General features: G+C 65.0%; 24 protein-coding genes and 1 riboswitch. Of the genes, 12 read left to right on the top strand and 12 right to left on the bottom strand.

Annotated elements, in window-relative coordinates:
• Positions 1–94: 94 nt before the first annotated feature.
• From BV95_RS14545 to BV95_RS14515, 7 genes are all read right to left on the bottom strand, one after another.
• Complete coding sequence (locus tag BV95_RS14545) at positions 95–886, bottom strand: phosphoadenylyl-sulfate reductase (RefSeq protein WP_037453315.1); 792 nt, start codon at positions 884–886, stop codon at positions 95–97.
• The gene (locus tag BV95_RS14540; RefSeq protein WP_037453311.1) at positions 879–1,319 is read right to left on the bottom strand and encodes a DUF934 domain-containing protein; all 441 of its coding nucleotides are present in this window, start codon (positions 1,317–1,319) and stop codon (positions 879–881) included. The genes BV95_RS14545 and BV95_RS14540 overlap by 8 nt, the downstream gene beginning before the upstream one ends.
• On the bottom strand, positions 1,312–2,943 hold the full coding sequence (locus BV95_RS14535) for a nitrite/sulfite reductase (RefSeq protein ID WP_037453308.1): 1,632 nt from the start codon (positions 2,941–2,943) through the stop codon (positions 1,312–1,314). The genes BV95_RS14540 and BV95_RS14535 overlap by 8 nt, the downstream gene beginning before the upstream one ends.
• A 3-nt stretch (positions 2,944–2,946) precedes the next feature.
• Positions 2,947–3,243 (bottom strand): DUF2849 domain-containing protein, encoded by a 297-nt coding sequence (locus BV95_RS14530; RefSeq protein WP_037453304.1) that lies wholly within the window; start codon positions 3,241–3,243, stop codon positions 2,947–2,949.
• Positions 3,240–4,028 carry a uroporphyrinogen-III C-methyltransferase gene (gene cobA, locus BV95_RS14525; protein WP_037453301.1) on the bottom strand — a complete coding sequence of 263 codons (789 nt, stop codon included), beginning with the start codon at positions 4,026–4,028 and terminating at the stop codon, positions 3,240–3,242. The genes BV95_RS14530 and cobA overlap by 4 nt, the downstream gene beginning before the upstream one ends.
• A 97-nt stretch (positions 4,029–4,125) precedes the next feature.
• Entirely contained in the window at positions 4,126–5,559 is a 1,434-nt protein-coding gene (gene astD / locus BV95_RS14520) for a succinylglutamate-semialdehyde dehydrogenase (protein WP_037453298.1), read from the bottom strand.
• A gap of 27 nt (positions 5,560–5,586) precedes the next feature.
• Positions 5,587–6,981: a protein adenylyltransferase SelO gene (locus BV95_RS14515; protein WP_037453295.1), complete on the bottom strand. Its 1,395-nt coding sequence runs from the start codon at positions 6,979–6,981 to the stop codon at positions 5,587–5,589.
• A 40-nt stretch (positions 6,982–7,021) separates the two neighbouring features.
• Here BV95_RS14515 and BV95_RS14510 point away from each other — a divergent pair, with 40 nt between their 5' ends.
• The 5 genes from BV95_RS14510 (at position 7,022) to BV95_RS24360 (ending at position 11,387) form a co-directional block, all read left to right on the top strand.
• Positions 7,022–7,891, top strand: a complete 870-nt coding sequence (locus BV95_RS14510; RefSeq protein ID WP_037453292.1) for an alpha/beta fold hydrolase — start codon at positions 7,022–7,024, stop codon at positions 7,889–7,891.
• Positions 7,884–9,035 carry a glycosyltransferase family 4 protein gene (locus BV95_RS14505; RefSeq protein WP_037453289.1) on the top strand — a complete coding sequence of 384 codons (1,152 nt, stop codon included), beginning with the start codon at positions 7,884–7,886 and terminating at the stop codon, positions 9,033–9,035. The genes BV95_RS14510 and BV95_RS14505 overlap by 8 nt, the downstream gene beginning before the upstream one ends.
• Before the next feature lie 93 nt (positions 9,036–9,128).
• A complete protein-coding gene (locus tag BV95_RS14500) occupies positions 9,129–10,532 on the top strand; it encodes an NAD(P)H-dependent flavin oxidoreductase (RefSeq protein WP_037453286.1) in 1,404 nt (467 codons plus the stop codon).
• Positions 10,532–10,741 (top strand): DUF2093 domain-containing protein, encoded by a 210-nt coding sequence (locus BV95_RS14495; protein ID WP_037453283.1) that lies wholly within the window; start codon positions 10,532–10,534, stop codon positions 10,739–10,741. The genes BV95_RS14500 and BV95_RS14495 overlap by 1 nt, the downstream gene beginning before the upstream one ends.
• 490 nt (positions 10,742–11,231) lie before the next feature.
• Positions 11,232–11,387, top strand: a complete 156-nt coding sequence (locus BV95_RS24360) for a hypothetical protein (RefSeq protein WP_169804653.1) — start codon at positions 11,232–11,234, stop codon at positions 11,385–11,387.
• Between the two features lie 188 nt (positions 11,388–11,575).
• Here BV95_RS24360 and BV95_RS14490 read toward each other — a convergent pair whose 3' ends face one another.
• Both BV95_RS14490 and ygfZ read right to left on the bottom strand, forming a co-directional pair.
• Positions 11,576–12,322 (bottom strand): glutaminyl-peptide cyclotransferase, encoded by a 747-nt coding sequence (locus BV95_RS14490; RefSeq protein ID WP_037453281.1) that lies wholly within the window; start codon positions 12,320–12,322, stop codon positions 11,576–11,578.
• On the bottom strand, positions 12,319–13,056 hold the full coding sequence (gene ygfZ / locus BV95_RS14485; RefSeq protein ID WP_037453278.1) for a CAF17-like 4Fe-4S cluster assembly/insertion protein YgfZ: 738 nt from the start codon (positions 13,054–13,056) through the stop codon (positions 12,319–12,321). The genes BV95_RS14490 and ygfZ overlap by 4 nt, the downstream gene beginning before the upstream one ends.
• Positions 13,057–13,117: 61 nt before the next feature.
• Here ygfZ and BV95_RS14480 point away from each other — a divergent pair, with 61 nt between their 5' ends.
• A complete protein-coding gene (locus tag BV95_RS14480; RefSeq protein WP_037453275.1) occupies positions 13,118–14,443 on the top strand; it encodes a dihydroorotase in 1,326 nt (441 codons plus the stop codon).
• Positions 14,444–14,739: 296 nt separating this feature from the next.
• Here the strand turns inward: BV95_RS14480 and rarD are convergent, their stop codons facing one another.
• Complete coding sequence (gene rarD / locus BV95_RS14475) at positions 14,740–15,606, bottom strand: EamA family transporter RarD (protein ID WP_081873394.1); 867 nt, start codon at positions 15,604–15,606, stop codon at positions 14,740–14,742.
• Between the two features lie 249 nt (positions 15,607–15,855).
• Here rarD and BV95_RS14470 point away from each other — a divergent pair, with 249 nt between their 5' ends.
• A complete protein-coding gene (locus BV95_RS14470) occupies positions 15,856–16,551 on the top strand; it encodes a hypothetical protein (protein ID WP_037453272.1) in 696 nt (231 codons plus the stop codon).
• Positions 16,552–16,700: 149 nt separating this feature from the next.
• On the opposite strand, the gene BV95_RS14465 is transcribed toward BV95_RS14470, so the two are convergent.
• Positions 16,701–17,624 carry a homoserine O-succinyltransferase gene (locus BV95_RS14465; RefSeq protein WP_037453270.1) on the bottom strand — a complete coding sequence of 308 codons (924 nt, stop codon included), beginning with the start codon at positions 17,622–17,624 and terminating at the stop codon, positions 16,701–16,703.
• 42 nt (positions 17,625–17,666) lie between these two features.
• A riboswitch (SAM-I-IV-variant riboswitch) is annotated at positions 17,667–17,774 on the bottom strand.
• A gap of 163 nt (positions 17,775–17,937) precedes the next feature.
• Here BV95_RS14465 and crcB point away from each other — a divergent pair.
• The 5 genes from crcB to BV95_RS14440 are packed head-to-tail and all read left to right on the top strand — an operon-like array spanning position 17,938 to position 21,230.
• A complete protein-coding gene (crcB, locus tag BV95_RS14460) occupies positions 17,938–18,321 on the top strand; it encodes a fluoride efflux transporter CrcB (protein WP_037453267.1) in 384 nt (127 codons plus the stop codon).
• Positions 18,318–19,616, top strand: a complete 1,299-nt coding sequence (locus BV95_RS14455; protein WP_037453264.1) for an RluA family pseudouridine synthase — start codon at positions 18,318–18,320, stop codon at positions 19,614–19,616. Before crcB ends, BV95_RS14455 begins: the two co-directional genes overlap by 4 nt.
• Complete coding sequence (locus tag BV95_RS14450; protein WP_037453262.1) at positions 19,613–20,284, top strand: HAD-IA family hydrolase; 672 nt, start codon at positions 19,613–19,615, stop codon at positions 20,282–20,284. Before BV95_RS14455 ends, BV95_RS14450 begins: the two co-directional genes overlap by 4 nt.
• A complete protein-coding gene (locus BV95_RS14445) occupies positions 20,281–20,538 on the top strand; it encodes a hypothetical protein (RefSeq protein WP_037453260.1) in 258 nt (85 codons plus the stop codon). Before BV95_RS14450 ends, BV95_RS14445 begins: the two co-directional genes overlap by 4 nt.
• On the top strand, positions 20,535–21,230 hold the full coding sequence (locus tag BV95_RS14440; protein WP_037453257.1) for an ATP12 family chaperone protein: 696 nt from the start codon (positions 20,535–20,537) through the stop codon (positions 21,228–21,230). Before BV95_RS14445 ends, BV95_RS14440 begins: the two co-directional genes overlap by 4 nt.
• 19 nt (positions 21,231–21,249) lie before the next feature.
• Here the strand turns inward: BV95_RS14440 and BV95_RS14435 are convergent, their stop codons facing one another.
• Positions 21,250–21,930: a murein L,D-transpeptidase catalytic domain family protein gene (locus tag BV95_RS14435; RefSeq protein ID WP_037453254.1), complete on the bottom strand. Its 681-nt coding sequence runs from the start codon at positions 21,928–21,930 to the stop codon at positions 21,250–21,252.
• Between the last annotated feature and the right edge of the window lie 408 nt (positions 21,931–22,338).

The following is a 22,338-nucleotide window of genomic DNA, read 5'->3' as shown; positions in this document are numbered from 1 at the left end:
CTCCCCCGATCAAATATCCGTCACAATGCCCTGAAAACGAAGGAGTGGATAGAAAAATCCTCCCCGGCGCGGAGCGTGGGGAGGATCGGAAGGGTCAGAACACCGGCTGGTTAGCCGGATCGTCCGGATCGGCGGCGGGGGAGGGGATAGGCGTCACCGGCGAGTGAATGCCGCATTCCACCTTGTCCCACCCGCGCCAGCGCCCGGCCCGGGGGTCTTCGCCCGGCAGCACCTTGGACGTGCAGGGTTCGCAACCGATGGACAGATAGCCCTGCGCCTCCAGCGGATGGCGCGGCAGCTTCTCCGCCTCGAACCAGGCTTCCAGGTCGTCCTTGGTCCAGTCGCCCAGCGGGTTGATCTTCAACCGGCCATCCTCGACCTCGAAACGGGGCAGGTTCTGGCGCGTCACCGACTGGAACGCCTTGCGCCCGGAAATCCAGGCGTCCAGCCCTTCCTTGGCGCGGTTCATCGGCTCGACCTTGCGGATTTCGCAGCAGCCGTCGGGATCATAGGACCAGCGCAGGCCCGTCTCGTCCTTCTGCGCCAGCACGTCCGCATGGGGCGCGACCGCCCGGCTGTCGGTAAAGCCCAGCGTGTTGATCAGCGTCTCGCGATAGTCCAGCGTTTCCGAGAACATCTTCAGCGTATCGACGAAGATCACCGGCACGTTCTTGTCCGCCTTGGCGATCAGCGACAGCAGCACCGCGCTTTCCGTCCCGAAGGAGGAGACGACGGCGACATTCCCCGCCAGCCCCTCGGCAAAGACGGTTTTGAGCATCGACAGCGTGTCGACGCCCTCGAAACGCGCATTCAGCGCGTCCGCGTCAGCCTGGGTAAAGGCGGGACGGGCGTCGATCACGTCAATCCGGCGGGCAGGTTCAGCCATTCGCAGTCTCCGGGTGCCGTTTCGCCCAGACCGGGCGGCGGCCGTCGACGGTCTTCTGATAGACGTCGGCATAGCGATTGAGGGCGCGTTCCACGGCGGCATCGTCCAGCGCCTTGTCGGGCCGGAAGCTGTCGAAGCCGCAGCGGCGCATCGCGACAAGCTGGTCCACCAGCACGTCGCCCACGGCGCGCAGTTCGCCCTGATATCCGGCCTCCCGCAAAATCCGCGCCGCCGAATAGCCGCGCCCGTCGCCATAGGCGGGGAAGTTCACCTCCACCAGCGACAGTCGGTCGAGGAAGGGCAGCAATTCCCGCGCATCCTCGCCCGCTTCGATCCTAACGGCGGTCGAGTTGGACTGGCCGGTGAAGGATTCGACGGTCACGGCGGGTTCCTGGCCCGCATCGCCTTCGCGGAAGGACAGGAATTCAACCATAGATCGCCTCCTTGAAGGGCTTCATGCCAAGACGGCGATAGGTGTCGAGGAAGCGTTCGCCTTCCTCCCGCTCGGCGAGGTAGAGGTTCGTCACCTTCTCGATGGCGTCGACCACGCCGTCCTCGGAAAAGCCGGGGCCGGTGATCTGGCCGACGCTGGCGTCCTCCGCGCCCGATCCGCCAAGGGAAAGCTGGAAATTCTCCACGCCCTTCCGGTCCACGCCCAACACGCCGATATGGCCCGCATGGTGGTGGCCGCAGGCGTTGATGCAGCCGGAAATCTTGACCTTCAACTCGCCCAGTTCCTTCTGCCGGTCCGCCGCGGCGAACCGTTCCGACAGCTTCTGGGCCAGCGGGATGGAGCGGGCATTGGCGAGGCTGCAATAATCGAGGCCAGGGCAGGCGATGATGTCGGTGATCAGGTCCAGATTGGCCTCGGCAAGGCCGGCCTCGTCCAGCTTCTGCCAGATGGCGTGGAGATCCGCCTTCTTCACATGCGGCAGGACCAGGTTCTGCGCATGGGTGACGCGCAGTTCGTCGAGCGAATAGCGCTCCGCCAGATCCGCCACCAGCGCGATCTGCTCCGCCGAAGCGTCGCCCGGAATGCCGCCGCGCGGCTTCAGGCTGATGTTGACGATGGCATAGCCCGGCTGTTTGTGCGCGGCGACCTGACGGTCCACCCACAAAGCGAAAGCCGGATCGGAACGGTCCAGATCGTCCGAAAGACCCGTCTCATAAGCCGGACCCGCGAAGAAGGGCCGGATGCGGTCCAGTTCCTCGGTCGGCGGATTGAGGCCGAGTTCACGCATATGCGCATATTCTTCCTCGACCTGGCGCTTATATTCCTCGACGCCCAGTTCGTGGACCAATATCTTGATCCGCGCCTTATACTTGTTGTCGCGGCGGCCATAGCGATTATACACGCGCAGGCAGGCCTCCAGATAAGAGACGATCTCCTCTTCGGGCACGAAATCCCTGATCTGCGGCGCGACCATCGGGGTGCGGCCCATGCCGCCGCCCGCATAGACTTCCGCCCCGATTTGTCCGTCGCGCAACACCAGTTTCAGCCCGATGTCATGCAGCCGCATGGCGGCGCGATCTTCCTCATTGGCGATCACGCAAATCTTGAACTTGCGCGGCAGATAGGTGAATTCCGGATGGAAGGTCGACCATTGGCGCAGCAATTCCGCCCAGGGACGCGGATCGGTCACTTCATCGGCCGACACGCCCGCATATTGATCGGAAGAGATATTGCGGATGCAGTTGCCGCTGGTCTGGATGGCATGCATCTCGACCGTGGCCAGTTCGGCCAGGATATCCGGCGCGTCGGCCAGCTTGATCCAATTATATTGCAGGTTCTGGCGCGTGGTGAAATGGCCGTAGCCCTTGTCATATTTCGCCGCGATCTCGCCCAGCTTGCGCATCTGCTTGCCGGACAGCGTGCCATAGGGGATGGCGACGCGCAGCATATAGGCGTGAAGCTGAAGGTAGAGGCCGTTCATCAGCCGCAGCGGCTTGAACTGATCCTCGGTCAGCGCGCCTGCCAGACGGCGCTGCACCTGATCGCGAAATTCCTCGACGCGGGCGTCGACGATGGACTGGTCGTAGCTGTCGTAACGATACATGGTTCAGATCACCCAGTTGCCGGCGTCGGCGTCATTCGGTTTCAGCGTCAGGTCGGGGCGCACGGTCGGCCCCAGGGCGCGGATGCGGTCCTTGATATGCGCGGGGCGCACGCCCTCTTCAGTGACGGTCGCGTCGATCACATAGGCGCCGACGACGCGCAGCGCCGCTTCCTCCGCGCGCGCCAGTTCGTCGCCCTTGTCGCCCACGTCGACGGAATCGCCGACCTGCCGCGACCAGCCGTCGCCCGCCCACCAGATCACGTCCCCGGTGCCGAGGTCATTGCCGGTCAAAATCTTCACGAAAGCATCTCCGCCCCATTGTTCATCTGCGCGGCCCAACCCGCCAGCACATCCTGCGCCAGCGCATAGGCCGCCACTTCACCCACCACGATCAGCGCCGGACTTCTGACCTTTTCCCGCGCCACCATGTCGCCCAGATCGGCCAGCAGGGTGCGCAAGCTCCGCATGTCGGCGCGAGTGCCGTTTTCCAGCACCGCCACCGGAATCCCCGGCGACACGCCGTCCGCGATCAGCTTGTCGGCGATGTCCGCCGCCGTCGCCACGCCCATATAGATGACGAGCGTGCGCCCCGCGCCCGCCAGTCCCGACCAGTCCTGATCGGTCAGCCCCTTGCACTGGCCAGCGACGAAGGTCACGGCGCTCGCCGCGTCGCGATGGGTGAGGGGCAATTGCGCCTGCGCAGCGGAACCGATGGCCGCGCTGATCCCCGGCACGATCTCGACCGGCACGCCCGCAGCGCGGCAAGCCTCCATCTCCTCGCCGCCGCGCCCGAAGATGAAGGGGTCGCCGCCCTTCAGCCGCACGACTTTCCGCCCGGCCAGCGCCAGTTCGACCAGCAGGGCATTGATCCTGTCCTGCGGCACCGAATGGCGGCTGCGCTGCTTCGCCACGGAAATCAGTTCGGCATGGGGCGAGGCGAGCGCCAATATCCCGGCGGAAACCAGCCCGTCATGAACGATCACCTCCGCCTCGCCGATCAGGCGCGCGGCGCGAAGGGTCAGCAGTTCCGGGTCGCCCGGACCAGCGCCGACGAGATGAACAAGGGCAGGTGGAGTTTCAGCCATGCTCGGCAAATGGCGAAAGCGGCCAATGGTTTCAATTCAGAATGCTTTGCCCGGCGCGTAGGAAAATTTGGGGAGACGCTAATTTAACTCGCTTCCTTCAATCCCCCATCGCGCCGGTATCGATATCCTTCAAACCCACGCCAATGGATGCGCGGGGCTGTTCGATCTCCACCGAAACCACCGGATAGGCGCAATAGTCCGCCGCATAATAAGCGCTCGGCCGATGGTTTCCCGAAATCCCGACGCCACCGAAGGGCGCGGATGAAGAGGCGCCGTTGGTCGGCCGGTTCCAGTTGACGATCCCCGCCCGGATATTGGCCCAGAACTGGTTATATTGCTCCAGCGATCCACCGATCAGCGCGGCCGACAGCCCATAGCGGGTATTGTTCGCTTCCCGGATAGCCGATTCGAAATCCGGCACGCGGATGACCTGCAACAGAGGCCCGAACAACTCGATATCCGGCCGTTCCGCCATGGCGGTCACGTCGATGATCGCGGGAGTCAGGAAGGGCAGCCCCTTGACCGTGCGGACCATATGCTTGATCGGCTTGCCGCCATTGCTCATCAAGTAAAGGAAGCTTTCGGTCAATTGATCGGCTGCCTGATTGTCGATCACCGGTCCCATGAAGGGCGCGGGGTCGGCATGGGGATGGTCGACGATCAGCCGGTCCGCCAGCCTCTTGACCTCCGCGATCAGCATGTCGGCCAGGCTTTCCTTGACGATCAGCCTGCTCGCCGCCGTGCAGCGTTGCCCGCTCGACAGGAAGGCCGATTGCACGATCAGCACCGCTGCGCTGCTTATATCGGCCGTGTCCCAGGCGACGATAGGATTGTTGCCGCCCATCTCCAGCGCCAATATCTTGCCTGGATTGGCCGCGAACTGGCGATTGATGGCGATGCCGGTCTGCGCCGATCCGGTGAACAGCACCCCGCCCACATCGGGATGGGCGGCCAGCGCCTTGCCCTCCTCCGGGCCGCCCAGCACCAGCCGCACGGCATCCTCCGGCACGCCCGCCTCATGATAGAGGCGCACCAGCATCTCGCCCACGGCGGGCGTCTTTTCCGATGGCTTGAACAGCACGGCGTTTCCGGCAAGCAGCGCGGGGACGATATGCCCATTGGGCAGATGCGCCGGGAAATTATAGGGCCCCAGCACCGCCATCACGCCATGGGGCTTGTGCCGCACCGACTGGCGCGCGCCCATCGCCGCTTCCAGCCGCCGCTGTCCGGTCCGTTCCGAAAAGGCGGCGACGGAAATGTCGACCTTGTTCATCACCGCCGTAACTTCGGTCCGCGCATCCCACAGCGGCTTGCCCGTCTCCCGCGCGATCAGGTCGGCCAGCGCATCCTCATTGGCGCGCACGACATTGACGAAGCGGCGCAGCGTTTCGATGCGGTAAGCGATGGGCTGGGCCGCCCATTTGGGCCAGGCCTCGCGGGCGCGGGCGACTTCCGCCTCCACGTCGCTGGCAGTCCCCTGCCACAAGAGAGCACCAGTGGCGGGTTCCATCGAAGTCAGCGTTGCGGACATGGTGCAGATATGGAGGATAATGGGGCGTTAGGGAAGGGGTGGCGCATCGCCCAATGCATCGCCCATGCGCCGGATCGCGGCGACCTTCGCATGCAGCGGCGCCCAATCGTCGCGCTCGGCGATGGCGCTCCAGATGGCTTCCACCTCATCGATATGCATGGAGCAGGGCGACGCGTCCGCCCAATAGGGATGATCCTTCGCTCCGCTGGCCTCAAATCCGGCAATAGCTTCGCGGAATCCAGCCCATTCCTCCCCCGCATAAGCCGTGCCGCCGCGTGGATCGCCGCCTCGCCAATCCTGGAAGAAGCGATCGATCGGCGTCCCGCTCGCGATCATCCCCCGCACCGCCGCCTCGATCATGGCGGAGGCGTCGTTCGTCTCCACCACGCCCAGCCGCCAGCAGAAGCGCCGGGTCATCGCCTGTGCGTAAAGCGCGGGAAAACGCTCCAACTGTTCGATCAGCGGCTCCGCCTCCACCAAGGGGCGCAACGACACGGCGAGTTGCGCCACATTCCAGTGGATCGCCTCCGCCTGCCGCCCGAAGGCATAAAGCCCGTCACGGTCGAAATAGGCGGCGGTGAAGCCCGGCTCCCAAAGCGGCGTGAACCGCCACGGCCCATAGTCGAAACTCTCGCCCGTCACATTGATATTGTCGCTGTTGAGCACGCCATGCACGAAACCCGCGACCATATAGCTGGCCGCCAGATCGGCGGTCCGCTCGACCACGCGGCCCAGCAGTTGCGCAGGCGGATTGTCGCCCGGCGCCTCGCCGTAAAGCCGGGTCAGCGCATAGTCTGTCAGCCGCTCCAGCAAAGCCCTGTCGTCATGATAGGCCGCCCGCTGGAACGACCCGATGCGGATATGCGAATGGCTGAGCCGCACCATCGCCGCGCCCCGCGTGGGGGAAGGTTCGTCATTGCGCTCCAGCGCCTCGCCCGTCTCGATGATGGAGAATGTCTTGGACGTATTGACGCCCAACGCCTCCAGCATCTCGGTCGCCAATATCTCCCGCACCCCGCCTTTCAGCGTCAGCCGCCCGTCGCCGAAGCGGCTGTAGGGCGTCTGCCCCGAACCCTTGGTGCCCAAGTCCAGCAACCGGCCCGCCCCGTCCCGCACCTGCGCGAACAGGAAGCCGCGCCCGTCGCCGATATCGGAATTATACACGCGGAACTGATGGCCATGATAACGCAGCGCGAGCGGCTGCGGCAGCGATCCCTCCAGCGGCGCGAACCGCCCGAAATGCGCCACCCACTCCTCGTCGCTCAGCCCGTCCAGCCCCACCGCCGAAGCCCAGCGGTCGTTGCGGAAACGCAGGATCGCCTGCGGAAAGTCCGCCGCCGCGACCGGATCGGCGAAATCGGGTTGCAGCGCGACGATTTCATTCGCGGGGCTATATTTGGCGGGTTGCAGGGCAGGGCGCATGCGGCGATATGGGGGATGCAGGGCGGAAGGATCAAGCGGCTTGAGCAGCTATAGCGACGGATATTGGTGGTCCCCCGACGGGCTGAGGCTCCATTATCGCGATTATGGGGGCGGCGCGGATGGCCGCCCGTCCTTGCTCTGCCTGCCGGGCCTGACCCGCAACGCCCGCGATTTCGAGCCTTTGGCCGCCCGTCTCGCCGGGGATTGGCGCCTGATCTGCCCCGACATGCGGGGCCGCGCCGAAAGCGCGCAGGCGAAAGACCCGATGAGCTATGTCCCGCTCACTTACTTGCAGGACATCAGCCGCTTGGTGGCCGACCTGGCCATCACCCGCTTCGTCGCCATCGGCACGTCGCTGGGCGGCATCATCACCATGCTGATCGCCGCGACCCATCGCGAATGGCTGGCGGGCGCGCTGCTCAACGATGTGGGGCCGACGCTGGAGGAGGCGGGCCTCGCCCGCATCCGCACCTATGTCGGCATCGGCCAGTCGCATCCCAGTTGGGTCCACGCCGCCCGCGCCCTGGAGGAATCGAGCCGAGACATCTATCCGGCCTATGGACTGGACCAATGGCTCGCCATGGCGAAGCGGCTCTATCGGCTTACCGGCGCGGGCCGCATCGTCCTGGATTACGACATGCGCATCGCTGAACCGCTGCGCGTCGCCAGCGACGAAGCCGGGCTCGACATGTGGCCGGTGATGCAGGCCTTTCGCGGCATCCCGACGCTGCTGCTGCGCGGCGAGCGGTCCGACCTGCTGTCCGCCGCTACGGCCGAGCGCATGGCGCAGGAAATCGGCCCCGACGCGGAACTGGCGACCGTCCCCCATGTCGGCCATGCCCCGCTACTGGACGAACCCGCGTCGGCCTTTGCCATAGACCGGCTGCTGGCGCGGGTCTTGAATGGCTGACCTGGCTTTGACAGCCGGAAAAGACCCGCCCAGGCTGCTGCATGTCCATGGCAGCTTCTCGCTGGGCGGCAAGGAAGCCCGCGCCGTCCGCCTGATGAACCTGTGGGGCGACCGCGCCCGCCACAGCATCGTCAGCGCCGCCCCGCATCTGATGAGCGCCCGCGACGCCATCGATCCCGCCACGCCGGCCGACTTTCCCGAAGCCCCCCCGATGGCGGGCAAGCCGGGCCTGAAGCGCTTCCGCGCAATTGCGGAATTCCTGTCGGGCTACGACCTGATCCTCAGCTATAATTGGGGCGCGATGGATGCGGTGATGGCGCATCGCATCCATGCCCGGTCCCTCAACCTGCCGCCGCTGATCCACCATGAGGACGGGTTCAACGCGGACGAGGCGACCGGCCTGAAAGCCCAGCGCAATCTCTACCGCCGCCTTGCGTTGCAGCGCGCCCATGCGCTGGTCGTCCCGTCGATCCGGCTGGACGCCGTCGCCCGGCAGGTCTGGCGGCAACCCGCCGCCAAGGTCCATCTGATCCGCAACGGCATCGACACCGCCCGCTACGCGCAGATGCCTGCACTGGACGCCATCCCGGCGCTCCACCATCAGCCCGGCAAGCTGGTGGTCGGCACGCTGGCCGGTCTGCGCGCCGTCAAGAATATCCCGCGCCTGGTTCGCGCCGTCGCGCCGCATCGCGACCGGCTGCAACTGGCGGTGGTGGGGGAGGGGCCGGAACGCGACGCCATACTCGCCGAAGCCAGGGCGCATGGCGTCGATATCTGCATGGCCGGTTTCCTCAGCGAACCGTGGCGCTTCATCGGCCTGTTCGACATTTTCGCGCTCTCTTCCGACAGCGAGCAATTCCCGATCTCGCTGATAGAGGCGATGGCGGCGGGCCTGCCCATAGCCTCCATGGATGTGGGCGACGTCGCCCATATGGTCGCGCCCGAAAACCGGCCGTTCGTCGTCCCGGACGAGGCGGGCCTTGCCACCGCGCTCGGCATCCTGTCCCGCGACCAGGGCCTTCGCGAACGGCTGGGCGAGGCCAACCGCCTTCGCGCCGGGCGCGATTTCACCGAAGCCGCCATGGTTGACGCCTATGCAACCCTTTATGGCGAGGCACTATCCAGCCCCCCTATTTTAGGGTAGGGCGCGGCCAAATATTCGTCATTCGACTGCAAAGCTGCTATAGGGCGGCATTTAAGTGGTCGGGGCCACGGGATTTTTGCGCGGGAGATTGCGTTGTTCAAGGGGTTGAAGCCCATCATCTATGGCGGCCGTGAAGTGTGGCCGCTGGTCGAGGGCGGCAAGGGGGTAGCCGTTTCCAACCACGCCAGTTCCGGCGCATGGGCCGCGGCCGGGGGTATCGGCACGGTGTCGGCGGTGAACGCGGACAGCTATGACAGTTTCGGCAACGTCATCCCGCAAATCTACCATGGCCGCACCCGCCGCGACCGGCATGAGGAACTGATCGCCTACGCCATCGACGGCGCGGTCGAACAGGTGAAGCGCGCCTTCGAAATCGCGGGCGGCAAGGGCGCGATCAACATCAACGTCCTCTGGGAAATGGGCGGGGCGCAGCGGGTGCTGCACGGCGTCCTGGAAAAGACCAGGGGCATGGTGGCGGGCGTCACCTGCGGCGCGGGCATGCCGTACAAACTGTCCGAAATCGCCGCATCCTATGGCGTCAGCTATCTGCCCATCGTCAGTTCCGGCCGCGCCTTCCGCGCCCTTTGGAAGCGTGCCTATTCCAAGGCTTCGGAATGGCTGGCGGCGGTGGTCTATGAAGATCCCTGGCTGGCGGGCGGGCATAACGGCCTGTCCAACGCCGAAGACCCGAAGCTTCCCCAAGACCCCTATCCCCGCGTCCGCGACCTGCGCGCCACCATGCGCGAAGGCGGCATTTCCGACGACGTGCCGATCGTCATGGCGGGCGGCGTCTGGGCGCTCAAGGACTGGAACGACTGGATCGACAATCCGGAACTGGGCGCGATCATGTTCCAGTTCGGCACCCGTCCGTTGCTGACGCAGGAAAGCCCCATCCCGCAGCTTTGGAAAGAGCGGCTGATGCAGTTGGAGCCGGGCGACGTGCTGCTGCACCGTTTCTCGCCGACCGGCTTCTACAGTTCGGCCGTCCGCAATCCCTTCCTGCGCCAGTTGGAAGCGCGTTCAGAACGGCAGATTCCCTTCAGCACCGAGCAGGCGGGCGACCACACGCACCAGCTTGACGCCGGGGTGAAGGGCAAGAATTTCTGGGTGACGCGGGGCGACCTGCTGCGCGCCCGCGAATGGGTTGGGCAGGGCTTCACCTCCGCGCTCAAGACGCCGGACAATACGCTGGTCTTCGTGACCGAAGAGGAAAAGGCCGAAATCCGCAAGGATCAGACCGATTGCATGGGCTGCCTCAGCCAATGCGCCTTTTCAAGCTGGATGGACAGCGAGACCAACTCCACCGGCCGCCTGGCCGATCCGCGCAGCTTCTGCATCCAGAAGTCGTTGCAGGAGGCGGTCCATGGCGGCGACCTCGACAAGAATCTGCTCTTCGCGGGCCATGGCGCCTATAAGTTCAAGCAGGATCCCTTTTATTCGAACGGGTTCGTGCCGACCGTGAAGCAGCTTGTCGATCGCATCCTGACCGGCGACTGATGGCGGATATTCAAGGGCTGGCGGTGCTGCATTACGACACGCCGCATTTCGACATCCTGCGTCCGGGGCAGTTCGTGCTGTGCGCCGTTTCGGGCGCGCGGATCGATCTCGACGACCTCAAATATTGGAGCGCGGAGTTTCAGGAGGCTTATCGGGGCCCGGAGGAGGCGACCCGGTCCTTTCTGAAACATCGGGGTCTAATATCCTGATTTTCAGCGAAAAGTCGTCGGACTGGCGGCTTTCCGGCCATATGGCGCCAATTGAGTTCAAGATGAGGACTTATCGCTTCGCCTGATTGGCGGGGCGTTTCGCCGCACTTATCCTATTCCTTTATCGGCTCTGATGGTTTATCCTTTCGAAACGAAGCGGCAAAGATCGCTCGGCCAAGGAAGGATGGAAACGATGTCGCGTATCGACATTTTCGGTGATCGGCTGTGCGTGGTGACGAGTCTGCTGATTGTAGGCTGGTTCATCTATAACGTGGCCTTCTGACGGACGCGTTGCGCCTGAAACCTGTCTTCTGGGCGGTGCAAGCAAAGCTATCTTCCATCTCTCTATGAAAAGAGTAGATATATCGCTGAGCGCAACGCTCCGCGGCTTTTGAAGGATGTCAGCTTGCTCCGCGTCACCAACGGCTAAAGCGCACGGTACTGAAGCGACCACGCAAGGTTTCGTGTTCCTCCTCGACAGGAGAAGACGATGACCCAGAATGCCTCCCGTACCCGCCAGCGCCGCCGTGCTGGCTCCAGCCCGCAAATCCATATCCCGCACTCGTCCTGGAGCCGCGTCGAACGCACCCCCGAATGCGCCACACCAGTCAAGCCGGACGAATTCTGGAGCCGTTTAGGGCTTTAACGGCGTCACTTCCGATCATGCTACTATGAGTGGAAAGCAGACCCATCCTATTCCTCCCCATCGATCGATGGGGAGGGGGACCGCCGCTGAAAGCGGTGGTGGAGGGGAAGATACGCAGGTCTCCCCATTTCCTCTCCACCACGCTTCGCAGGGAGGATTAAGAACGTCGCTACCATCCACCGCCCAAATCACCGCTCAATCCTTATCTCGAACAATTTGGCCCAGTTCTTTCCTGTCACGAACAACCGGTCGGCCTTCGCGTCATATGCAATGCCGTTGGCCACAGCCTCGCTGTCCTTGGCCCCACTGGCCTTAACGAGCGGCGCGATGTCGATCCAGTCGATGACCGTCCCCGTGCGCGGGTCGATCCGGGCGATATGGCTGTCATACCAGATATTGGCCCAGATCTCGCCCTTCACATATTCCAGTTCGTTCAGCCGATCCACGGCACGGCCGTTCCACGTCACCGTGATCCGCCGTTCCTCGGTCAGCCTTTCAGGGTCCAGAAACCGCAATTGCGCCGTGCCGTCGCTCATGATGAGGCTGCGCCCATCCTGCGTCAGCCCCCAGCCTTCACCTTCATAACGGAACTGGGACACTGGCGAGAAATCATCCAGTTTCCAGACGAAGCCTTGCCGATGCCGCCAGGTCAGGCTGATCAGCCGGTCCTTCCAGTTGACGATCCCCTCCCCGAAATAGGGGCGCGGCACGATCCGGCGGCTCAGCACCTTGCCGCTCTTCAGCTCGACCTTGCGGATTTCGGATTCGCCCTCCAGCCCGGTGCTCTCGTACAAAGCGCCGTCATGGTAAAAGAGCCCCTCAGTAAAGGCGGCCGAATCGTGCGGATAGCTGCGAACGAGCTTCCACCGCGTTTCCGCCTGCGCCGGAGCGACCAGCAGCCACGCGCCCAGCAGCGCGAACACCACACGCTTCATTCGGCGGCCTGCTCCGCCATCGCGCCGGAGAGCCAGTCGGGCAAGGCGGCGGGATCGATATCCTCCACCCGCCGCAATTCGATCGACAGACCAAGGTCGGGCAGCGCCGCCTTCTGGCGCTTCTCGTCCGCCTGCGCGATCGGCACCGCCACCAGCCGTCGGCTCACCTTATTGCGATAATGCATGCGGGCGGTATTTTCCTGCCCGACATAGCAGCCCTTGTCATAATCGACGCCGCCCAGTTCCCCGGCATTGGTCTCCAGCCACAAAATCTGGTCCTGCCCCAGTTCCCCGACCCCCTCGAACACGCCCAGCGCCAGCCGGTGCGCCCGGAAGGCCGCCGAAGCATCGCCCCCGTCCGCCGGAGCGATCCAGCGATGCCCCAAAGCGGGCAGCCGGGGATCGAAAGGCTTGTCCGCAGCCTCCAGCCCCCAATGCACCGCCAGCGACTCCTCCCGCGCAATCGCGACCTTGCGCCGCAGCCGGTAGATGGTCAGCCGCTTCGCCAGCGCGTCGACCTGCGCAGCCTCGCAATCGATCAGCACATCGTCGCCGTCCGCCCACAGGATGAAGTCGAACAGCGCCTTCCCCTGCGGCGTCAGCAGCGCCGTCCAGCGCGGTTCGCCCGCCCTCAGCCCCGGCACATCGCGGGTCAACAGGCCCTGCAGGAAGATTTTCGCCTCCTCGCCCGAAATTCTAAGGAGCGCGCGGTCGGTTAGGGTGGTGCCGGTCATCGGCTTTAGGTAGGACAGTCGGCAACCATATCCAAGCCCATCCAAAGCAGGCGACACTGACATGACTTTCGACCTTCTTCTCAAGAACGGCACCGTCCACACCCCCGGCGGCGCGGAAAGCGTGGATGTGGGCGTCAGCGGTGGCCGGATCGTCGCCATCGGCACATCCTTGGGCGACGCGGGGGAGGTGATCGACTGCACCGGCCTGGACGTGCTGCCCGGCTGCATCGACAGCCAGGTCCATTTCCGCGAACCGGGGCTGGAGCATAAGGAAGATCTGGAATCGGGCAGCCGCGCCGCGGTGCTGGGCGGCGTCACCGCCGTCTTCGAAATGCCCAACACCAACCCCAACACCGACACCGCCGACCGCGTGCATGACAAGCTGAAGCGCGCCCATCATCGCATGTGGTGCGACCACGCCTTCTATGTCGGCGCCACTGCCGACAATGCCGGGCAGTTGAAGGAACTGGAGCGGATTCCCGGCACGTCGGGCGTCAAGATCTTCATGGGCGCATCGACCGGCAGCCTGCTGGTGGACGATGACGACGCCCTGTCCCGCGTACTGGCCAGCGGCACGCGCCGCGTCGCCATCCATGCCGAGGATGAGGCGCGGATGAACGCCCGCAAGGATTATCGCGTGGAGGGCGATCCGTCCTCCCACCCCGTCTGGCGCGACGACGAAAGCGCGATGATTGCGACGAAGCGCATCATCGACCTGGCCCGCAAGGCGCGCCGCCGCATCCACATATTGCATGTGACGACGCCCGCCGAACTGGAATATATCGCCCGCAACAAGGATATCGCCACCTGCGAGGTGACGCCCCAGCATCTGACCCTGGCGGCGGAGGATGCCTATCCGCGCCTGGGCACCTATGCGCAGATGAACCCGCCGATCCGGTCGGGCGCCCATCGCGACGGCCTGTGGCATTGGCTGAACCAGGGCGTGCCTGATGTGCTGGGCAGCGACCATGCGCCCCATACGATAGAGGAAAAGGCGAAACCCTATCCCGCCTCGCCCAGCGGCATGCCCGGCGTCCAGACGCTGGTGCCGCTGCTGCTCAACCATGTGGCGGAGGGACGATTGTCGCTTCGCCGCTTCATCGAACTGACCTCCTCTGGCCCGCAGCGCGTCTTCGGCCTGGTAGGGAAGGGGCGCATCGCGCTGGGCTATGATGCTGATTTCACCGTGGTCGACCTGAAGAAGCGCTGGACCGTGGGCAGCGACTGGCTGGCCTCGCGCTGCGACTGGTCGCCTTTCGAGGGCATGGACCTGACCGGCAAGGCCATCGGCACCATCATCCGCGGCCATCGCGTCATGTGGGAAGACGCGCTCGCCAACCAGGCGGTGGGCGAAGCTGTCCGGTTCGAAGCGACTGAATTCGCCTAAAGCCTGGGCCGCGTAGACAAATTCAAGACCCGCTGGACTAAGTGATTTAGGTGGTTAGCGGACATTAAGCCCCTCCCCTTCAGGGGAGGGGTTGGGGTGGGGGCGTGCCGTTACAGGACAGCTTTCGCGTGGGGCACACCCCCACCCCTCGGTCCCCTCCCCTGAAGGGGAGGGGAAGCATTAACGTCCGCCATTGGCCATTTCCCGGCATTTCCTAATTTGTCCACGCGGCCCAGCCTGTATCGCGACTCCCTTCAACCATTTGCAGCCCGCCCTGAACTAAACCCCCACACACCCTAAGCCGCTGCCAGACGGTTGCGTCGCGCAGCGGTCAGACTGTCCGTCGCGAACAGGATCAGGCCCAGCCAGATCAGCGCGAAGCTGGCCATCTGGCCCGTCGTCAGCTTTTCCCCGAACAGCAGGATGCCGCAGAGAAATTGCAGCGTCGGCGCCAGATATTGCAGCAGGCCCAGCGTCGCCATGGGCAGCCGTTGCGCGGCGGTCGCGAACAGCACCAGCGGCACCGTCGTCACCGCGCCCGTCACGATCAGCAGTACGGTCGTCGTCATATCCTGCCCGAAGCCGAGGCCGCCATGCGCCGACAGCCAGAGCAGGTAGCCGATGGCGGGCGGCGTCAGCAGCAGCGTCTCCACGCCCAGTCCCGTCATCGGGGCGACCGGCGTCAGCTTGCGGATCAGCCCGTAAAAGGCGAAGGTCAGCGCCAGCGCGATGCTGATCCACAATGTGGTCAGCGCCGTGGCGGCCATGATGGCCGCGCCGACCGCCGCGATCCCTACCGCCACTGCCTGTCCGCGCCGCAGCCTTTCATGCAGCAGCAGCACGCCCAGCCCGACATTGACCAGCGGATTGAGGAAATAGCCCAGGCTGGCGGCGATCACATGACCGGCATTCACCGCCCAGACATAGGTCAGCCAGTTCATGCCGATCATCAGCGCCGAACCCGCCAGCGGCAGCACCAGACGGCGATCCCGCAATATGGCCCACAGCGCAGGCAAGTTCCGCCGCGCCAGCAGCAGGATCGTGACCAGCAGCAGCGACCAGAGGATGCGCTGGCTGACGATCTCCACCGGCTTCACATGGTGGAGCAACCGGAAGAAGATGGGCAGCAGGCCCCAGGTGGCATAGGCGGCTATCGCGGCGATCAGGCCCCGCCGGACCGCCTGTTCGGAGGATGGCTGGGAGTTCAGAGGATGCCTCCCCCCTGGAACGGTGCTGGCTGGATGGTGAACATGGCGGCATAGATGAAGCGTCCACCGCGCCCCGGCAAGGCGGGCGGCGATGCCAATCGGCGGAAACTGGCCCCCATGCCGATAAATTCCGGGATTCACCAAAATCCCTAACGAAAAATTAACCTCTGATCTTCATCGCTTGTTTACGAAGGAGTTGAAGTCATGGCGCCTGTCCGATCTTTTCGCATTCTCCCGTTGCTTGCCATTATGTCGTTGGCGGCATGCGGCAAGGAGAAGGACGATCTGAACGCGCTGGACGCGCAGCTCACCAACAATGCGGTCGACGCGCTGGCGGGACAGATCGTGGTCGATCCCCGGATTGCGGGCCAGTCGCAGCGGACTGCGAAGCTGCCGGTGTTGACGGGGGCGGCGGCCAAGGGGCTGGCCGATGCCGTGAAGCTGGCTGGCGGCACGCTGCTCGCCACGCCCGCGCCCGCGCAGGCGGAAGCGAAGGAATCCGCGTCCGCCCTCGCCGCCGTGGCCAGCGAACAGAAAAAGCCCGGCGGCAACGCCTTCTGCCGGGATCGACTGGTGCAGGGCACGCAATGGGCCAGCCGCCTGCCGGAACCCTTCACCGTCTATCCCGGCGCGCAGTTGGTAGAGGCTGCGGGCGCGGAAAAGGATGGATGCACGCTGCGCGCCGCCACTTTCGTGACGCCGGTGCCGTGGCAGAGCGTGATGGATTTCTATTATACCCAGGCCCGCCGCGCCGGATTCGACGCCGAACATCAGGTGATGGGCGGCGACCATGTGCTGGGCGGATCGCGCAAGGATGACGGCAGCGCCTTCTTCCTGCTGTTCACCGGAGCGCCCGGCGGCAAGACCAGCGTGGACGTCGTCGCCGACAATGGGCGCTAAGGGTAAAATCCTCCCTACGCGAAGCGTGGGGAGGGTCGAAGAGAGGCGCGTGACTCTCTTCGACGTCGGCGCAGCCGATGGTGGAGGGGAAATTCGCAGGTCACGCCCCATCTCCCGATGGGGAGGAACAGGATAGGACCGCTTTCACCCTAAGCCGCCGTCAACACCGCCGCACCAACCCTGCCCAGGTCGAAGGGCACCGTCTGGTACATTTCGTCGATCCAGTTGCCGAACAGCAGATGCGCATGGCTGCGCCAGTGATTTCGCGGTGTCTGGGCCGGATCGTCATCGGGGAAATAATAAGCGGGCAACTGCCGCGCCCCGTCGCGCGCATATTCCTCCGCCAGCGTCAGCGTGTCATATTCCAGATGGTTGAACATATGCAGGAAACCGCGCCCCGGATCGCCGATCAGGCAAAGGCCGGATTCGTCGCTCTCCGCCAATATCTGCAAGCCGCGTCCCTCCGGAATATCCTGCCGCCGCACTTCCGACCAGCGCGACACCGGCACGCAGAAATCGTCGGAAAAGCCCCGCATCCAGGGCGATGACGGCATGTGATTATGGTGCCGGAACAGGCCGAACGCCTTCCGCTCCAGCCCATGCTTTCCCACGCCGTGGAAATGATGCAGCGCCGCCTGCGCCGCCCAGCAGATGCTGAGCGAACGATGCACATGGGTCTGCGTCCAGTCGAGGATGGCGCGCAGTTCGTCCCAATAGCTGACCTCTTCGAACGGCAGCGTCTCCACCGGCGCGCCCGTGATGATGAAGCCGTCGAACCGTTCGTCCCGCACATCGCTCCACGGGCGGTAGAAGGACGCCATATGATCGGCGGAGGTATTGCGCGACACATGGTCGCTGATCCGCACCAGCGTCAGTTCGACCTGCAACGGCGTCGCGCCCAGCAGCCGGGCAAGCTGCGTTTCGGTGCTGATCTTGTCCGGCATGAGGTTGAGCAGCGCGATCCGCAGCGGACGGATATCCTGCCGCACCGCATCGGCCTCCCGCATGACGACGACGCCTTCACCCTCCAATATGGCGCGGGCGGGCAGGTCGTCGGCTATCTTGATCGGCACGTCTCGCCATTCCCCGTTGCGGAGCGACGCTGGCGATGTGGCTGGGGTCCGCTTGGTTGCCGGATCGGCCACATCCTCCTTTGACGGAGTGCCACCTTGCCCGGATCGGCAGGTTGGCGTTGGGCGTCGCCCCAACTCTTGATGCTGAGGGCTAGATAGGCGGATGAATCGCGTTTGGCAATCACCGCTTTAGGAGTGAATAGGAAAAGTTTGAGCCTATGGGGCTTTATGCAATGCCCGCCACTTCGCCAACTCATGTTCCAAAAGCCAATGATCGCTTCCCAATGCGCGCAAAAATGCTAGGGCGGGCGGCATGACCAATATCTTTCTCGTCATGGCGGGCGGCGCCGCCGGATCGGCGCTGCGCTACCTGCTCGGACGTCTTGCAGCCCAGATGGTCCCCGGCGCCCTTTGGCCTTGGGGAACCTTCGGCGCGAACATCATCGGCGGTCTTGCCATGGGGCTGCTGGCCGGGTGGCTGGCGCGCTTCAACGGCGGCGCGGGCGAACCGGCGCGGTTGCTGCTCGCCGTCGGCGTGCTGGGCGGGTTCACCACTTTCTCCTCGTTCAGCCTGGAAACCGTGCTGATGATGCAGCGCGGCCAGTTCGGCATGGCGCTGGCCTATGCCGCCTTTTCGGTCATCGGCGCGGTGGGCGCGCTGGCCGGCGGCCTGGCCGTGATGAGGAGCGTGGCATGAAGGGGCGTCCTCCCGGCAAACCCTCCGGCCCGCGCAAGTCCGGGGCTGCTCCCCAGGGCCGTGCGCGGGGCGCCGTCAAGGCTGCTCGCGCCCGCAAGCCGGAAGCGCCCAAGCCCGGTCCCAAGGCGGCTGCCGTCAAGCCTGCCGTTGCCAAGCCAGCCAAGCCATCCCCTGCCAAGGGCGTTTCGCTGGATGTCCGGCAGTTCCGCGTCGGCGCGGACGATGACGGCATCCGGCTCGACCGCTGGTTCCAGCGGCATCTGCCCGATGTCGGCTTCAACACCGTCTCGCGCTGGGCCCGCACCGGCCAGTTGCGCGTCGACGGCGCCCGCGCCGCGCCCGGCGACCGCATCGCGGAGGGCCAGAGCATCCGCGTGCCCCCCGCTGAACCCAAGGCCGCCGAAACCGCCAAGCCCAAGCGCGTCCGTCCGCAACTGACCGACGACCAGATCGCCTTCGCCCAGGGCATCGTCATCCACCGGGACGCGCAGGCGATCGTCATCAACAAGCCGCCGGGCCTGGCCACCCAGGGCGGCACGAAGACCGACGATCATGTCGACGGCCTGCTCGACGCGCTGGAATATGAACTCGACCAGCGCCCGAAGCTGGTCCACCGGCTGGACAAGGACACGTCCGGCGCGCTGCTGATCGCCCGCACTGCCCGTTCGGCGGCCTTTTTCGCCAAGGCCTTTTCCAGCCGCACGGCGCGGAAAGTTTATTGGGCGATCGTTATGGGAGTCCCCTCCATTGAGGACGGCATGATCGAACTGCCCATCGCCAAGCAGCCCGGCACCGGCGGCGAAAAAATGCATGTGGATGAGGAGGAGGGGCTTCCCTCCCGCTCCCGCTACCGCGTGATCGAGCGCGCGGGCAATCGCGCCGCCTGGGTGGAACTGCAACCCTATACCGGCCGCACCCACCAGTTGCGCGTCCATATGGCGGCCATCGGCCATCCCATCGTCGGCGACGGCAAATATGGCGGCAAGGAAGCCTTTCTGAGCGGCACGATCAGCCGCAAGATGCACCTCCATGCCCGCCGCATCCGCGTCGATCATCCCGATGGCGGCCGGGTCGACGTGCGCGCCGAACTGCCGGAGCATTTCGCCGCCAGCCTTGCCTCGCTGGGTTTCGACCTGTCCACCGGCGACCTGCCGCTGGACGAGGAGATAGCCCGCGCACCCACGCGTGAGGATGAGAAGAAGGCCGCCCGTGCCCATGCCAAGCAAATCCGCAAGGGCCGCAAAGGCGAAAGGCGCGCGCGCGGCTCCGGCGGGGGGGCGCGCAAGAAGCCATGATGAACAAGCTTGCCGTGTTCGATTGCGACGGCACACTGGTCGACAGCCAGCACAGCATCTGCACGGCCATGATCCGCGCTTTCGAAGGGGAAAGCCTGACCGCGCCGGATCGGGCGACGATCCTGTCGGTGGTCGGCCTGTCGCTGCCGCTGGCCATGGCGCGGCTGCTGCCGGAGGCGGGGGCCGATTATCACGAGCATCTCTCCGAAAGCTACAAGCTGGCCTTTCAACAGCTTCGCCGCGAAAATGCCGTGTCGGAACCGCTTTATCCGGGGATAGCCGAGCTTATCCGCGAACTGGACGCCGATGGATGGCTGCTGGGGGTCGCCACCGGCAAGTCGGATCGCGGTTTGCGGCTCTGCCTCACCCATCATGGCATCCATGCCCATTTCGTGACGCTTCAGACCGCTGACCGCCATCCGTCCAAGCCGCATCCATCCATGCTGCTCACCGCCATGGCGGAAGCGGGCGCCGTTCCCGAAACGACGGTGATGATTGGGGACACAAGCTTCGACATCGACATGGCTTTGACGGCGGGCACGCGAGCGCTGGGGGTCGGCTGGGGATACCACCCGCCGCAGGATTTGATCGCGGCGGGCGCACATAGCGTGGCGATGGACAGTGCGGAATTGCGCGGACATATCCACGCGCCCGGCATTAGCCGATGACCGAAATTCCGCCGATCCCGCCGGTCGACCCCGAAAAGGTCGCCCGTCAGCGTTTCTTTGCGCTGGGCCTGTTCCGCCTGTCGGGCGCTTTGCTGGTGATGTTCGGCTTCCTCATCTTGATGCAGCGCTTCCATTGGGTGCAGGGGAGCAAGGCCAAGGCGATGGGCGCCATCTTCGTCGTAGTCGGCCTGTTCCAATTTGTGATCGTGCCGCGCCTGCTGCTGGCCTTGTTCAGGAAACCGCCGCAATCATGAAACGCTTCTACAAGAATGTTTCGGTCGTTCCGGGCGAAACCGGTTTCGAGATACAGTTGGACGGTCGTCCGGTCCGCACGCCCGCCCGCGCTCCGCTGGCTTTGCCTCATGCGCGCCTTGCCGAAGCGATTGCCGAGGAATGGCACGCCCAGGGCGATATGGTCGACCCGCGCTCCATGCCGTTCACCGGCCTTGCCAACGGGGCCATCGACCAGATCGCGCCGCAGAGCGACAGCTTCGCCGCAGGCATTGCGCGCTATGGGGAAAGCGACCTGCTCTGCTACCGCGCCGAGGGACCGGCGGAACTGGTCTCTCGCGAAGCTGCCGCATGGGACCCGCTGCTCGATTGGGCACGCCGCCGCTATGACGTCACCTTCCGGGTGACGCAGGGTATAATTCCGGTCGATCAGCCCGCCGAGACGCTGGAGCGATTGGCGGCGGCGGTGGCCGCCTTCGATCCCTTCACCCTGGCGGGCCTGTCGGCGTTGGTGACTCTGTCGGGATCGCTGGTCTGCGGCCTGGCCGTCGTGGAGGGGAGGCATGACGGCGACGCGATCTGGACCGCCGCGGAAATCGACGAGGCGTGGGAAATTGAACAATGGGGCGAGGACGCCGAAGCCGCTGCCCGTTCGGCGCGCCGCCGGGATGAATTCGCTATGGCGCGTGCCTTTTGCGAATTGACCCGCGCCTGAGGGGAATGCCGGTCTTGGCTTAGGCCACGCCGCCGACGATCTTGTCGGCGAAGAGCAGCCGGCCAGGTCCCATCAGGCCGATAAATTGCGGCAGCATGTGGCGGGCCAGGGCGAAGCAGCCTTCGCTGCGGCCGATCTTGCCCCAGGTGGCAATATGGTCCTCGCTCACATAATCGGCGCCGTGCACGACGATGGCGCGCATTTCTGCATTGTTGTTCTGCGGGTCCAGTCCCGCCAGGCGCATCGCCCGGCCATGCTGGCCTTCGTAGATTTCGCCCGTCTTGAACGCGCCTGAACAGCTCGCCAGCGAATTGGGTTCGTTGGAGAAAGTCTGGAGCCAGCCGGAATGTCCAGGGTCGGAGCCCCGGCCATGGGCGACCAGATAGGAACTGGCCTGTCCGCCGATCAGGTCGACGATATGAAAGCGCAATTCCCGCGACGGCGCGTTGAAATCGGCCAGCGCCACGCGGTCCCTTAGCGTGAACATATGGCCATGCTGGTCGAGCGCGGCCTTGGCGCGCTCCAGCAATTTCGCATAGGGCTGGGCAGCAAGCGGGCCGCCGGTGATGGGGCGCGGAGCCGGTGGAGCAGCAGGTTGGGGAAGCGTTTCGCCCAGGGACGCGGCACGTCCGGCGCTGTCGGCAAGGAATGAAAAGGCCAGCCCGCTCAAAGCGAGCTTCGTGAAACTACGACGATCCATGAATCGCAATATAGCAAAGGAGCAGCGCCGGTCCAAGAGGACCGGCGGATCGCGCCTGTCGTCTATCCGATCCTGGCCTGCAAAGCCGTTGCCCTGCCCTGTTTTTGGGGTGGGCCGCGCCGGTGCTTACTGGGTCGCGTTCGCGCCTTCGTCCGCGCCAGCCCGTTCCAGGCGCGAAGTCATGCCGGTGGCGGCAGCGTCATCCTCTATCTGCTGCTGCTCGGAAATGGTCGGGGCGGGGGCAGGGGCGGGTGCGGGGTTATTGGCTGGGGGGCCTGTCGCCCCGCCTGCCGCCGGGGCTGATCGCCGCCCCTATGCGCCGCCCGATGCGCGACGCCCCCCCGCGCAAGAGCACGCTGGGACGCGCGCTGTCGCTGCTGCGCGACATTCCGGGTCAGACGGTCGACG

Source organism: Sphingobium chlorophenolicum (assembly GCF_000722875.1).
Classification (GTDB): domain Bacteria; phylum Pseudomonadota; class Alphaproteobacteria; order Sphingomonadales; family Sphingomonadaceae; genus Sphingobium; species Sphingobium chlorophenolicum.
The sequence above is the reverse complement of the archived record's forward strand: the minus strand, read 5'-3'. Positions and strand labels throughout refer to the sequence as shown.